Annotated in this window: 13 protein-coding genes; 9 read left to right on the top strand and 4 right to left on the bottom strand. The window is 73.8% G+C overall.

Annotated features, from left to right (window positions below; translation table 11 throughout):
* Positions 1–110 precede the first annotated feature (110 nt).
* Both ACH5AO_RS14590 and ACH5AO_RS14585 read left to right on the top strand, forming a co-directional pair.
* Positions 111–1,562 carry a WGR domain-containing protein gene (locus ACH5AO_RS14590; RefSeq protein ID WP_398924596.1) on the top strand — a complete coding sequence of 484 codons (1,452 nt, stop codon included), beginning with the start codon at positions 111–113 and terminating at the stop codon, positions 1,560–1,562.
* A 135-nt stretch (positions 1,563–1,697) separates the two neighbouring features.
* Positions 1,698–2,420 carry an FAD binding domain-containing protein gene (locus ACH5AO_RS14585; RefSeq protein ID WP_398924595.1) on the top strand — a complete coding sequence of 241 codons (723 nt, stop codon included), beginning with the start codon at positions 1,698–1,700 and terminating at the stop codon, positions 2,418–2,420.
* A 125-nt stretch (positions 2,421–2,545) separates the two neighbouring features.
* On the opposite strand, the gene ACH5AO_RS14580 is transcribed toward ACH5AO_RS14585, so the two are convergent.
* On the bottom strand, positions 2,546–4,024 hold the full coding sequence (locus tag ACH5AO_RS14580) for a glutamate-cysteine ligase family protein (protein WP_398924594.1): 1,479 nt from the start codon (positions 4,022–4,024) through the stop codon (positions 2,546–2,548).
* A 92-nt stretch (positions 4,025–4,116) separates the two neighbouring features.
* Entirely contained in the window at positions 4,117–4,560 is a 444-nt protein-coding gene (locus tag ACH5AO_RS14575) for an SRPBCC domain-containing protein (RefSeq protein ID WP_398924593.1), read from the bottom strand.
* Positions 4,561–4,702: 142 nt separating this feature from the next.
* On the opposite strand from ACH5AO_RS14575, the gene ACH5AO_RS14570 reads away from it, so the two are divergent.
* The gene (locus ACH5AO_RS14570) at positions 4,703–5,146 is read left to right on the top strand and encodes a DNA-binding protein (protein ID WP_398924592.1); all 444 of its coding nucleotides are present in this window, start codon (positions 4,703–4,705) and stop codon (positions 5,144–5,146) included.
* Positions 5,147–5,154: 8 nt separating this feature from the next.
* On the opposite strand, the gene ACH5AO_RS14565 is transcribed toward ACH5AO_RS14570, so the two are convergent.
* Entirely contained in the window at positions 5,155–5,814 is a 660-nt protein-coding gene (locus ACH5AO_RS14565; RefSeq protein WP_398924591.1) for a lysophospholipid acyltransferase family protein, read from the bottom strand.
* Between the two features lie 205 nt (positions 5,815–6,019).
* Between ACH5AO_RS14565 and ACH5AO_RS14560 the strand changes: the two genes are divergently transcribed.
* From ACH5AO_RS14560 to ACH5AO_RS14540, 5 genes are all read left to right on the top strand, one after another.
* Complete coding sequence (locus ACH5AO_RS14560) at positions 6,020–6,214, top strand: DUF2795 domain-containing protein (RefSeq protein ID WP_398924590.1); 195 nt, start codon at positions 6,020–6,022, stop codon at positions 6,212–6,214.
* 73 nt (positions 6,215–6,287) lie between these two features.
* A complete protein-coding gene (locus ACH5AO_RS14555) occupies positions 6,288–6,701 on the top strand; it encodes an SRPBCC family protein (RefSeq protein WP_398924589.1) in 414 nt (137 codons plus the stop codon).
* 29 nt (positions 6,702–6,730) lie between these two features.
* Entirely contained in the window at positions 6,731–7,267 is a 537-nt protein-coding gene (locus tag ACH5AO_RS14550) for a (2Fe-2S)-binding protein (protein ID WP_398924588.1), read from the top strand.
* Positions 7,268–8,287, top strand: coding sequence for an FAD binding domain-containing protein (locus ACH5AO_RS14545; RefSeq protein WP_398924587.1), 1,020 nt, complete (start codon positions 7,268–7,270; stop codon positions 8,285–8,287). It begins immediately after the preceding gene.
* Positions 8,284–10,413 carry a xanthine dehydrogenase family protein molybdopterin-binding subunit gene (locus ACH5AO_RS14540; RefSeq protein ID WP_398924586.1) on the top strand — a complete coding sequence of 710 codons (2,130 nt, stop codon included), beginning with the start codon at positions 8,284–8,286 and terminating at the stop codon, positions 10,411–10,413. Before ACH5AO_RS14545 ends, ACH5AO_RS14540 begins: the two co-directional genes overlap by 4 nt.
* Here the strand turns inward: ACH5AO_RS14540 and ACH5AO_RS14535 are convergent.
* Positions 10,391–11,233 (bottom strand): pentapeptide repeat-containing protein, encoded by an 843-nt coding sequence (locus ACH5AO_RS14535; RefSeq protein WP_398924585.1) that lies wholly within the window; start codon positions 11,231–11,233, stop codon positions 10,391–10,393. The genes ACH5AO_RS14540 and ACH5AO_RS14535 overlap by 23 nt on opposite strands.
* A gap of 180 nt (positions 11,234–11,413) precedes the next feature.
* Between ACH5AO_RS14535 and ACH5AO_RS14530 the strand changes: the two genes are divergently transcribed.
* Positions 11,414–12,385, top strand: a complete 972-nt coding sequence (locus ACH5AO_RS14530) for a pirin family protein (RefSeq protein ID WP_398924584.1) — start codon at positions 11,414–11,416, stop codon at positions 12,383–12,385.
* Positions 12,386–12,522: the final 137 nt, after the last annotated feature.

Below are 12,522 nucleotides of genomic sequence, written 5' to 3'. Positions count from 1 at the left end.
GGCGGCCGGTCGGCGGCGACGACCGACCCCATTGTCAGTGGCTGCGCCTACGGTTTGATCAGTAGGACCCGGCGGAACGGCCGCGGGTTCCGTCTGGGGAGGGGTTTGCCATGTCCGCTGGTTCGACGGTGTCGACGACGTATCTGGAGCTGTCGCAGGAGGACGGCGCCGCGCACAAGTTCTACGAAGTGACGGTCGACGGGCAGACGGTGACGGTGCGCTACGGCAGGATCGGTGCGGCGGGGCAGACCCAGACGACGACGTTCCCCACGGTCGCGAAGGCGCAGGCCGCCGCGGCGAAGAAGGTGGGGGAGAAGGTCCGCAAGGGCTACGAGCCGGCGGTGCGGGGGCAGCGGGCCCCGCGCGCGGTGACCCGCCGTCAGGTGACCTCGGCCCCGTCCACCGCGCGCGCCGTGGCCCCGGTGCTGTGGCGGTTCGGCACCGGCTCCTCGGCGTTCGGCATCCACGTCGACGACGACCGCTGCTGGGTCGGCAACCAGTCCGGTGACGTCTTCACCCTGGACCACGAGGGCGAGGTGCTGGCCCGCTTCAGCCTGCCGGACGGGGTGAAGTGCCTGGTCGCGGACGACTTCTGGATCTACGCGGGCTGTGACGACGGCCGGGTCTACGACCTCTCCTCGAAGCTGCCGTTCGCCGCCTACGACATCGCCGCGGACGTCGACATCTTCTGGCTGGACATCCACGAGGGCGTGCTGAACGTCTCGGACCGCGACGGCCGCCTCACCGTCATCGACCACGAGGACGAGCACCAGTGGACCCGCCGCAGCCAGGGCGAGCACGCCTGGATGGTCCGCGCCGACGACCGGGCCGTCTACCACGGCCACCACAGAGGCGTCACCGCCTACGCGCCCGACGGCGGCGGCGAGCTGTGGCACACCCCCACCCGCGGCGGGGTGCTGTTCGGCTGGCAGGAGGACGACACCGTCTACGCCGGCACGGCACACCGCGTGGTGCAGCGGCTGTCGAAGGCGACCGGCGCCATCGAGGCCACCTACGCCTGCGACAGCGCCGTGTACTCCTGCGCCACCTCCCCGGGCGGACGGTTCGTCTTCGCCGGCGACTCCGCGTCGTCCGTCTACTGCTTCGACCAGGACGGCACGCGCCTGTGGAAGCTCGGCACGGGAGGCGGATCGGCACTGTCCATGCAGTACCGCAACGAGCGGCTCTACCTGGTGACCACGGACGGTTCCCTGGTGTGCGTGGACGCGAGCGAGGCCGCCGTCACCGCGGCGCAGCAGGGCACGGTGCCGGTCGCGCGGGACGTCAAGCTCGCCGCGGCCCTGCCGACCTACGCGCCGGCCACGGCCGCGACCGCGGTGGCGACCGTCGCGCAGGCCCCCACCGGTGCCGTCGTCGTCGAGTGCGTGCAGCAGAACGGCCGGCTGCGCGTCCACGTCGTGTCCGACGGCTACGACGGTTCCTGGAACGTGCAGTTCCCGCGGGCGATACGGGTACCCGGCGCACGCTACGTCGTGGACGCGCTCCACCCGGCGGCCGGCGGCTTCTACCGGGTGCGCGGGGAGATCCGCCGACTCCAGTGACCGCCGGCGGGCGCACTCGGCGAATCCGTGAGCCCTGTATGCGCCCCCGCACGGGTACGGACAATGCAGTGCTCGTGATCACTCCGTGGAACGCCGTGGTTTCCCGGCCCCGTTCAGGAAAGCAGGTCGACCGTCGTGCTGTTGCGTCTTCCCACAGCCCTGTCCGAAGCCCAGCGGTATCTGGCCGAAGGAGCGGTGCCCGTCGGCGGAGCCACCCTCGTGTGGGCCCTCTGGCAGCGCGACGGCTTCCCCGAGCAGGCGATGTCCCTGCGCAAGCTGCCCCAGGCCAACCTCATAGAACGCGAGGCGCTGGGCGCCGCCGTCCTGCTGCACCAGGTGGACGACCGGGTGCCGGACGTACTGCGCCGAGCGGCCTCCACCGTGGGCACCGGCGCCGTACGCCGGACGGCCACCGTCGGCGGCAACATCGTGGGCAGCACCCTGCGCTGTCTGCTGCCCGCGGCGCTGGTCCTGGACGCGCGGGCGACCGTACTGGACCGGGACGGCACCTACGAGACGGACCTGGCCGACGTGGTGGCCAAGCGCCCTCTGCTGCTCGGGATCCACTGGCGCGACCCCGTGGCCAGCGGATACCACAAGGCGGCCGGTGAGGCGGGCGGGCCGCCGCCCCTCGTCGTCGCCACCGCCGTGCACACCGGGAGCGACGGCGCCCGCAGTCTCTCCGTCGCCGTCCGGGACGGCTACGAGGTGATCAGCGAGACCACACCCTGCGACACCGGAGCCGAGGAGGTGCTGCGCTCCCTGGACCGTACGGACCTGGGATCACTGCCCGTCGAGGCGCGGGAGGAGGTGCGCCGCGAGGTGACCGCGCTCCTGGACCGCACCGCCGGCCGCTGACGCCGGCCGTCGACGCCGAAGCGCCACCCGGGCCACCCGGGCGGCGCACCGGTGCCCGCCGTTCAACCGCCGGTCGGGCTGACGGGCAGGCGGGTACGCGGGCCCGGCCCGTGCGCCCGCCCGGATCACTCCACGGGCCAGGTGTGGACCGGGGCGTTGAGGTGCATGTAGTCGATGTACTGCTGCGTCATGCGCCGCAGCGCCTCGTGGCGGCCGCAGCGCGCGGAGTCCTCGATGTGGTGGAACATCTCCTTCTGCCACACCGCCCCGTTGCGGCCGGTGACACAGCGCTGCTCGATGACGCCGAGCAGCGGCTCGCGCCAGGCGTCGTCCATGCCGGAGCGCTCAAGGCCGCGGTGCGCCAGCGGCAGCAGCCGCCGCAGCACCAGTTCGGACGCGGGCACCTCGCCCATCCCCGGCCAGTACAGCCGGGCGTCGATGCCGTACCGCGCCGCCGTCCGCAGATTGTCCTCGGCGGCGGAGAAGGACATCCGTGACCACACCGGACGGTCCTCCTCCACCAGGGCGCGGGTCAGCCCGTAGTAGAAGGCGCCGTTGGCGAGGGTGTCGGCCACGGTCGGTCCCGCGGGCAGCACCCGGTTCTCCACCCGCACGTGCGGCTTGTCGTGGGCGACGGCGTAGACCGGGCGGTTCCAGCGGTAGATGGTGCCGTTGTGCAGGGTCAGTTCGGCCAGCTCGGGGATGTCGCCCCGCTCCAGCGTCTCCGCCGGGTCCTGCTCGTCGCACAGCGGGAGCAGGGCCGGGAAGTAGCGCAGGTTCTCCTCGAAGAGGTCGAAGACGCTGGTGATCCAGCGCTCCCCGAACCACACCCGGGGCCGCACCCCCTGCACCTTGATCTCCTGCGGGCGGGTGTCGGTGGCCTGCTCGAACAGCGGGATCCGGGTCTCGTGCCAGAGCTCCTTGCCGAACAGGAAGGGGGAGTTGGCGGCGAGGGCGACCTGCACCCCGGCGATCGCCTGCGCCGCGTTCCAGTAGCCGGCGAACTGCTCCGGGGACACCTGGAGGTGGAACTGCGTGCTGGTGCAGGCGGCCTCCGGGGTGATCGTGTCCGCGTAGGTGCGCAGCCGGTCGATGCCGGTCACCTCGATGTGCAGGTCCTCCCCGCGCGCCGCGAAGATCTGGTCGTTGAGCAGCCGGTAGCGCGGGTTCTCCGACAGCGCTCCCTCGCCGACGTCCTCCTGGCGCAGGGTGGGGAGGATGCCCGTCATGATCAGACGGGTGCCGATCGATCCGGCGCGCTGCTCCGCGTGGTTCAGCGCGTCGCGGATCTCGGACTCCCAGGAGTCGGGGCCGCCCGCCGTGAGCCGCCGCGGCGGGATGTTGATCTCCAGGTTGAACCGGCCCAGCTCCGTCGCCCAGGCCGGGTCCGCGATGGCCTCCAGCACATCGGTGTTGCGCATCGCGGGCTCGGCCCGGTCGTCGACCAGGTTCAGCTCGATCTCCAGCCCCACCTGGGGCCGCTCGGCCTCGAAGCGCGACTCGCGCAGCATCTGCGCGAACGTCTCGAGGCACTCCTGCATCTTGATCCGGTAGCGGCGGCGGTCCTCGCGGGTGAAGGTGAGCGCCGGGACGTCCCGTCCCATTCGGTCTCCCTCCAGGGCTCTCGTCCTCGGAACCTGTCCACCCCAGCGTCGCACCGGCGAGCGGGTCCGACCACGCGAGCCCGGCCCGTCGCCTAGGCGTCCTCGGCCAGGAAGGCGGTCAGGCCGTCGAGGAGCATGGTGCTGCCCTGCTCGGCCATGTCGCGCTCCTCCGCCGTGTCGCACGTCTGGCGGAGCGCGATCCGCGTCCGGCCGCCGTCCTCGGCGAGTTCCACGGTCATCACCGACGGCTCGGGTTTCCCGGGCACGTCCATCCCCACCACCAGCAGGCGGTTCTCGGCGACGTCGAGGTAGGACCCGGTCAGCGGGAACTCGCCGCCGTCCGGCGTGACCATGGTGGCCTTCCAGGCGCCGCCCGGCCGTACGTCCATCTCGACGGAGCCGGGAGCGGCGTACGCCCACCGGGCGTAGCGGTCCGGTGTGGTCCACGCCTGCCACACCCTGCTCACGGGGGCGTCCAGCGTGCGGGTCAGGTGGTAGGAGAAGGCGTTGTCCGTGGTGGTCGGCTCGGCGCTCATGGTGTTGTCCTCTCGTCTCGTCCGTGCCCCGGTCGGCGGGCGGCCTGTCACGGATGCAGACGTGCGGGGGTGCGGAAGGTCATCGGACTCCGGGAAGAATTTTCCGTTGACAACGGAATGTTCATTCCGGGATGCTCGTGCCATGCCCACGAAGACTCATGAACAGCCCGACGACCCCTTCACACCGCCGAGTTCCGACGCGGCACGGGTGCAGCGGGTGCACGCCTCCCTGTTCCGCATCGCCGAGCGGCACGCGGCCACGGACGCACAGCGCCGCCGCCAGATCCATCCCGGAGTGATCGGTCCGCACGAGGCGGTCCGGCTCGTGGCCTTCCTGCTCAGCGGCGCCGCGCTGCCCGAGGAGGGCGAACCCGAGGTGGACCGCGCGGACATCACCGCCGCGCTGAGCCTCGTGCCGCGTGCCCGAGCGGAGATGGACGAGCTGGAGGCCGGACTCCTGGAGATGGCGCGCGGACGCGGCATGACCTGGCCCGAGATCGCCTTCGGCCTCGGCCTGCGCAGCCCGCAGGCCGCCCGGCAGCGCTACGAACGCCTGGCCGACCGCACCGACACGGACGACCGGTAGCCGCCCGGTCAGCCGTCGTGGACCTGCTCGCCCACGGCCCGGGCGGCCCGCCGCCAGGCGGTGGCGACCGCCCGGTGCGCCGCCTCCGTACCGGCAGCCGTCCCGGACGGCAGACGTACGGGACGGCCGATGTGGACGTGGAGGCGCGGACGGCGCACCGGAGCGGTCAGCACACCGGCCAGTTGCTTCGCGACCGGTCCGGAGGCCAGCCGCCGGGCCCCCACCTGGCCCACGGGGACGACCGGGGCGCCGGTGGCGGCCGAAAGCCGCGCCAGACCGGTACGGAACGGCCGGGGCGCGGCACACCCCGCGTCCCGGCGCGACGGCAGGCCCCCCTCCGCGTAGATGAGCACGTGGCGTCCCGACCGCACCGCCTCCGCCGCGGCCTGAAGCGCGTCCGCCGCGCGGGCCGAGCCCCGGTGCACGGGAACGTGCCCGCCCTTCGACAGGGCGCGCCCCAGCACCGGCACCCGCCACAGCCCCGCCGTCGCCAGGACGACCGGCGCCACACCCACCTCGCGCAGGGCGGCCAGCACGAGCGCCGGATCGGCCATCGAGTCGTGGTTGGCGACGAAGACACTGCCCGCGGGGAACGGCCCGTCGGTCTCGCGGGTGACGGTGAGCCGCCCGAACAGCGGCAGCAGGACGGCGGCGGCACGGCTGAGCAAGGGGACGTCCTTCCGGCAGACGGGGTTCCTGCCGGCCAGTTTCGGGCCCGGCGGGCTCCCCGCGCCTGAGTACGCGTACTCGGACCGGCGGTGCCGCCTACTCGGTTCAGGTCCAGAGCTCAGGGCTGAATCACCTCCGGGCGCCCTGGGTACCCGCCCCTTTCCCGCGCGGACACGCCGCGCCGCACCACCACGGGAGGCTGCCATGGCCGACCTCGACCCGACCGGCCCGCAGAAGGCCCTCAAGGGCGCCGACCACCCCGTCGGCAAGGACGACCTCGTCCCGGTGGCGAAGAGCAACGGCGCGGACGACACCCTCGTCAGGAAGCCGGGGCAGACCGGCACCAAGCGGTTCGACGGCCCCGACGAGGTGCGGAAGGCGGTCTTCGGCGACGAATAGCGCCATGCCCAGGGGCTGCCCGCACGGCGGCCCCCGGCCCTGCCGGACAACCGAGACGAGGGACGGTACCGCGATGACCGAGTACGAGCGTTCACACACGATGCCCGCATCACCCGAGCACGTCTTCGACCAGGCCGCCAACATCGAGCAGATGGGCGACTGGCTGCCCGAGGCCCTGCACGTGCACGCCGAGGAGCTGCCCGCCGTCACCGTGCACGAGGACCGCTCCGACGAGGACACCTCCGCGCTGTTCCGCGCCCGGCGGGACCAGATGCGGCTCGAATGGGGCACACGTGAGCAGGGCAGCTACACCGGCTGGCTGCAGGTCTCCGGCATCGGCAGCGGGGCCAGCGAGGTCACGGTGCACCTTTCCTTCTTCGAGGACAGCCACGACCCGGGCGAGAAGGCCGTCGGCGACGCCCTGGACACCAGCCTCCGGCGCCTGGAGGAACAGGTACGGCTCCGCGTCGACAACGCCGCCGGCTGAGCGCCGCCCGCCCGGAAGGCCACCCCCTCATGAACAGCGAGCCCATCACCGAGCACCGCTCGGAAACCACTCTCAGGGTCAACGGCGAGCCGCACACCCTCCTCCTCGACCACCGGCGGGTCCTGCTGGACGTCCTGCGCGAGGACCTCGGCCTCACCGGGGCCAAGAAGGGCTGCGACCACGGCCAGTGCGGGGCCTGCACGGTCCTGGTCGACGGCCGCCGCGTCAACGGCTGCCTGCTCCTGGCCGTGTCCCTGGACGGCCGCGACGTCACCACGGTCGAGGACCTCACCGACGGCGGCGACGGCCCGCACCCCCTGCAGCAGGCGTTCCTCGACCGGGACGCCTTCCAGTGCGGGTACTGCACGCCGGGACAGATCTGCTCCGCCGTCGGCGCCCTCGCCGAGGCCGCGGCCGGCCATCCGTCCCACGTCACCGACCCCTCCGCCTCCTCCGGACGCCCCGTCCCGCTGGATGCCGCCGAGATCCGCGAGCGGCTCAGCGGCAACCTGTGCCGCTGCGGCGCCTATCCGCACATCATCGAGGCCGTCCGGGACGTGATCTGAGTGGAACCCTTCGGATACGTACGGGCCGGCACCGTCCAGGAGGCGGCCGAGGCGCTCGCCGCGCATCCCGGCGCCCGCTGCCTCGCCGGCGGCACCAACCTGGTCGACCTGATGAAACTGGGCGTGGAACGCCCCGGCGTCCTCGTCGACGTCAGCCGTCTGCCGCTGGACACGGTGGAGGAGCTGCCCGACGGCTCCGTGCGCGTCGGCGCCACCGTCCGCAACAGCGACCTCGCGGCCCACCCCCTGGTCCGCGACCGCTACCCCGCCCTGTCCCGGGCGCTCCTCGCCGGCGCCTCCGGACAGCTGCGCAACGCCGCGACCACCGGCGGCAACCTCCTCCAGCGCACCCGCTGCCCCCACTTCCAGGACCTGTCCAAACCCTGCAACAAGCGCGCGCCCGGCAGCGGCTGCGGCGCCCGGGAGGGCACCCACCGCGACCACGCGGTGCTCGGCCACTCCGAGCACTGCGTCGCCACCCACCCCTCGGACATGGCGGTCGCCCTGGCCGCCCTGGACGCACGCGTGGAACTGTACGGCGGCCAGGGGACCCGGGACGTCCCGGCGGACCGGTTCCACCGGCTCCCCGGCGACCACCCGGAGCGGGACACCGAGATCCGGCCCGGCGAACTGATCACCGGCGTGGTGCTGCCGGCCGCCACGGCGTCCCTGCCCTCCACCTACCGCAAGGCCCGCGACCGCGCCTCGTACGCGTTCGCCTTGGCGTCGGTCGCCGCAGTCCTGGACACGGCGGACGACGGCACCGTCACCCACGTGGGGCTCGCCTTCGGCGCGCTCGCCCACACCCCGTGGCGGGCACGGCGCGCCGAGGCCGCGCTGCGCGGCGCCCCGGCGACCCCGGACTCCTTCGCCCACGCCGTGGACCTCGAACTCGAGGCGGCCCGGCCACTGCGGGACAACGGCCACAAGGTGCCCCTCGCCCGCAACCTCGCCGTGGACGTCCTGACCCGGCTCGCACCGTCGGCCCGGCGCCCCCGACACCTCACGGAGGACTCATGACCGGCACCGGTACCGCGCTGGGCGCTCCGGCCGAACGCCGCGAAGGGCGCGAGAAGGTCACCGGCGGCGCCCGCTACGCCGCCGAGCACCCCCTGCCGGACCGCGCCCACGCCTGGCCGGTCCCCGCGACCGTCGCCCGCGGCCGGGTGACGGCCGTCGACACCACGGCCGCCCTCGGCCTGCCCGGCGTCCTCACCGTGCTCACCCACGAGAACGCCCCCCGGCTCGCCGAGCCGGACGACCCCACCCTGGCCGTGCTGCAGGACCCCCGCGTGCCGCACCGCGGCTGGTTCGTCGCGCTCGTCGTCGCCCGTTCCCCGGAGGAGGCCCGTGCCGCCGCCGCGGCGGTCCGGGTCGAGTACGCCGTGGAGGAGCACGACGTGACTCTCACCGCGGACCACCCCGAGGCGTACGAGCCGAAGACCGCCAACGCCGGCCACCCGGCCCGCCGTGAGTACGGGGATCCCGACGGCGCCTTCGCCTCGGCCCCCGTCCGGATCGACGTCTCCTACCGTGTGCCGCCGCTGCACAACCACCCCATGGAGCCCCACACCAGTACGGCCGAGTGGGAGGGCGACCGCCTCGTCGTGCACACCTCCAGCCAGGGCGGCACGGCGGTGCGCGCCGTGCTCGCCGCGCTGTTCGGGCTGCCCGAGGACCGGATCACCGTCGACACCGGCCATGTGGGAGGCGGCTTCGGCTCCAAGGGCACCCCGCGCCCCGACGTCGTGCTCGCCGTCATGGCCGCCCGCGAGACCGGCCGGCCGGTGACCGTCGCCCTGCCCCGCCGCCACCTTCCCGCCGTCGTCGGCCACCGGGCCCCCACCCTGCACCGGCTGCGGCTCGGCGCGGACACCGACGGCCGGCTGACCGCCCTGACCCACGAGATCGTCACACACAGCTCCCGCGTCAAGGAGTTCGTGGAGCAGGCGGCGGTCCCCGCACGCGTCATGTACGCCACCCCGAACAGCCGCACGCTCCACCGAGTGGTCCGGCTCGACGTGCCGACCCCGTCCTGGATGCGCGCCCCCGGTGAATGTCCCGGCATGTACGCCCTGGAGTCGGCGGTGGACGAACTCGCCACAGCCCTCGGCATGGACCCGGTGCGGCTGCGCGTCCTCAACGAACCCGAGAGGGAACCGGACAGCGGCAAACCGTTCAGCAGCAGGCACCTCACGGAGTGTCTGCGCGAGGGCGCGCGCCGCTTCGGCTGGGACCGCAGGGACCCCCGCCCCCGCACCCGGGTGGAGGGGCCCCTGCTCGTCGGCACGGGCGTCGCGGCGGCCACCTACCCCGTCCTCGTGCAGCCGTCCGCCGCCGAGGCCCGGGCGCTGCCGGACGGGACCTTCGTCGTCCGCGTCAACGCCACCGACATCGGCACCGGAGCCCGCACCGTGCTCGCCCAGGTGGCGGCCGACACCCTCCGCGTGCCCCTGGACCGGGTACGGGCCGACATCGGCGACAGCGACCTGCCGTCCGCGTCCCTGGCCGGGGGGTCCTCCGGGACCGCCTCCTGGGGATGGGCCGTGCACGACGCGTGCGCCAGGCTCGCGGGCCGGCTCGGTGGTCTCACCGGCCGGCTGCCCGACGAGGGGATCACCGCCCGCGCCGACACGACGGGCCGGGCGGACGCCGAAAGCCCCTACGCCCGCCACGCCTTCGGCGCGCACTTCGCCGAGGTCGCCGTCGACTCCGTCACCGGCGAGGTGCGGGTGCGCCGGATGCTCGGTGTCTTCGCCGCCGGACGGATCCTCAACGCCCGTACCGCGCGCTCCCAGTTCATCGGCGGCATGGTCATGGGGCTGGGCATGGCGCTGACCGAGGGCAGCACGATGGACGCCGCGTTCGGCGACTTCACCGAGTCCGACCTGGCGTCGTACCACGTGCCCGCGCACGCCGACGTGCCCGCCGTGGAGGCGCACTGGATCGACGAGGACGACACCCGCCTCAACCCGATGGGCAGCAAGGGGATCGGCGAGATCGGCAACGTGGGCAGTGCGGCCGCCATCGGCAACGCCGTCCACCACGCCACCGGCGTCCGCTTCCGCGAACTCCCGCTGACCCCCGACAAGGTGCTCGCCGGACTGTCCGGACCGCCCGCGCCTACCAGTGGGCGGGCCGGCTGAGGGTGGGGGGCAGCACGGTGGCCGCGTCGCCCCGGGCCGCGTCGAGCTGCGCCTGGGTGAGGAAGAGGGCGCCGGTGAGATCGGCGCCGCCGAGGTTCGCGTCGCGCAGGTCGGCACCGATCAGGTCGGCGTCGCGCAGGTCGGCCCCGGCGAGGTCGGCGGCGACGAGGAGGGCGCCGCGCAGGCTCGCCCCGCGCAGGTCGGCGCCGGACAGCCGGGCACCGATCAGATCGGCTCCGCGGTGGTTCCTCCTGCGGCCCGGGATCCGGGCCCGGGCGAGTTCGCTCGCCCGCAGCAGCAGCGGGTTGACCTCGCCGCGCAGCGCGTTCACGTCCAGCGTGGCGACCGACTCGGCGCTGCCGCGGGTCAGGCCGTCGATCCGGACCAGCGCCCGCCGCAGCTCCCGGTGGACGGGCCGGGCCGCCGCGAGGTCGAGGGCCTCGGCGACGTACCGGAGCAGCTCGTGCAGCTGCCGCATCACGGGGAAGACCTCGAACATGGCGCGCGCCGACTCCGGCGCCCGGCGCCAGTCGGTGCCGCCGAAGGTGACCTGGGACACCTTCTGCCCGGCGCCGAAGCAGTCGAAGACGGTGCAGCCGGAGTAGCCCTTGTCGCGCAGCCGCTCGTGGATGCCGCAGCGGAAGTCCGCCCGGAGGTGGGAGCACGGCTGCCCCGCGGCCTTGTCGACGGCGAAGTCGGCGGAGCGGGCGAAGGGCAGGGCCACGCAGCACAGGCCGAAGCAGTTGGCGCAGTCGGCCCGGAGGTCCTCGCGGCCCCCGGGAGCCGTGGAGGCCGCGAGGGCTTCGCGCTGTGGTGACACCGTGCGGGCTCCTGTTCGTACGACGGGCGGTCGCGCCCATTCTCGCAGACGGCCCACCTGCGGATTCGCGCGGACGGCCGACGACTCACGGCCGTCGGCGCGCGATCCCGGGGTGTCCGGCCTATGATCGACCATTAAAGTTGAATTTCGAACTTTTCTGTGGTGGTGGAGGATCGGGCCATGAGCAACACGGAAACGCACCCGACGGAGGCGCTCTGCGGCGCGGACGTCGACGGACCGCCCCCGCCGGGCATCGAGATCCTCACCCCGAGGGACGTACCCCTCGGCGGCCCCCGGGCCATGCGGGTGCGGCGGACCCTGCCCCAGCGGGCGCGCACCCTCATCGGGGCGTGGTGCTTCGCCGACCACTACGGTCCCGACGACATCGCCGAGTCCGGGGGCATGCGGGTGCCGCCGCACCCGCACACCGGCCTGCAGACCGTCAGCTGGCTGTTCAGCGGCGAGATCGAACACCGCGACAGCCTCGGCAGCCACGCCTTCGTCCGGCCCGGCGAACTCAACCTCATGACCGGCGGGCACGGCATCAGCCACTCCGAGGTCTCCACCGGGAGCACCCGGATCCTGCACGGCGCGCAGCTGTGGGTGGCGCTGCCCGCGGAACACCGCGACACGGCGCGGGACTTCCAGCACCACGTCCCCTCCCCGCTCGCGCTGGACGGCGGCGAGGCGCGCGTCTTCCTGGGCACGCTCGCCGGCGACACCTCACCGGTGCGCACCTTCACCCCCCTGCTCGGCGCCGAGATCACCCTGGACCCGGGCGCCCGCGTGACCCTCGACGTGGACCCAGGCTTCGAACACGGAGTCCTCGTCGACAGCGGCGACGTCCTCCTCGCCGACACGCTCCTGCGACCGGCCGAACTGGGATACGCGCCCCCGGGCCGCACCGCCCTCACCCTGGCCAACCGGGCGACGGCCCCGGCCCGGCTGCTGCTCCTGGGCGGGCCGCCCTTCCAGGAGGAGATCGTCATGTGGTGGAACTTCATCGGCCGGTCGCACGACGACATCGTCCGGGCCCGCGAGGACTGGACGAAGGGGACCCGTTTCGGCGAGGTGCAGGGGTACGACGGGGCTCCACTGCCCGCGCCGGAGCTGCCGAACGCACCCTTGAAGCCGCGGGGGAGGACGCGCTGACCTGCGGATACGTAGGTCTTGAACCAAGGGCCCCGAGACCGTTGCCGGCCCTGCCCGCGCGGGCTCGGGCCCGCCGGGACGTCCTGGCGCACCGCTCCCCGCCCCGGGCCGTCCACTGGCTTCGCGCGCTTCCGTGA

Source organism: Streptomyces sp. NPDC018964 (genome assembly GCF_044390325.1).
In the GTDB taxonomy this organism is placed as follows: domain Bacteria; phylum Actinomycetota; class Actinomycetes; order Streptomycetales; family Streptomycetaceae; genus Streptomyces.
The sequence above is the reverse complement of the archived record's forward strand: the minus strand, read 5'-3'. Positions and strand labels throughout refer to the sequence as shown.

What these genes read in the sequence shown, in the direction of transcription:
- ACH5AO_RS14590 (WP_398924596.1), top strand. Translation starts at nt 111, where the DNA reads ATGTCCGCTGGTTCGACGGTGTCGACGACGTATCTGGAGCTGTCGCAG.
- ACH5AO_RS14580 (WP_398924594.1), bottom strand. Translation starts at nt 4,024, where the DNA reads ATGGGACGGGACGTCCCGGCGCTCACCTTCACCCGCGAGGACCGCCGC.
- ACH5AO_RS14575 (WP_398924593.1), bottom strand. Translation starts at nt 4,560, where the DNA reads ATGAGCGCCGAGCCGACCACCACGGACAACGCCTTCTCCTACCACCTG.
- ACH5AO_RS14570 (WP_398924592.1), top strand. Translation starts at nt 4,703, where the DNA reads ATGCCCACGAAGACTCATGAACAGCCCGACGACCCCTTCACACCGCCG.
- ACH5AO_RS14560 (WP_398924590.1), top strand. Translation starts at nt 6,020, where the DNA reads ATGGCCGACCTCGACCCGACCGGCCCGCAGAAGGCCCTCAAGGGCGCC.
- ACH5AO_RS14555 (WP_398924589.1), top strand. Translation starts at nt 6,288, where the DNA reads ATGACCGAGTACGAGCGTTCACACACGATGCCCGCATCACCCGAGCAC.
- ACH5AO_RS14550 (WP_398924588.1), top strand. Translation starts at nt 6,731, where the DNA reads ATGAACAGCGAGCCCATCACCGAGCACCGCTCGGAAACCACTCTCAGG.
- ACH5AO_RS14540 (WP_398924586.1), top strand. Translation starts at nt 8,284, where the DNA reads ATGACCGGCACCGGTACCGCGCTGGGCGCTCCGGCCGAACGCCGCGAA.
- ACH5AO_RS14530 (WP_398924584.1), top strand. Translation starts at nt 11,414, where the DNA reads ATGAGCAACACGGAAACGCACCCGACGGAGGCGCTCTGCGGCGCGGAC.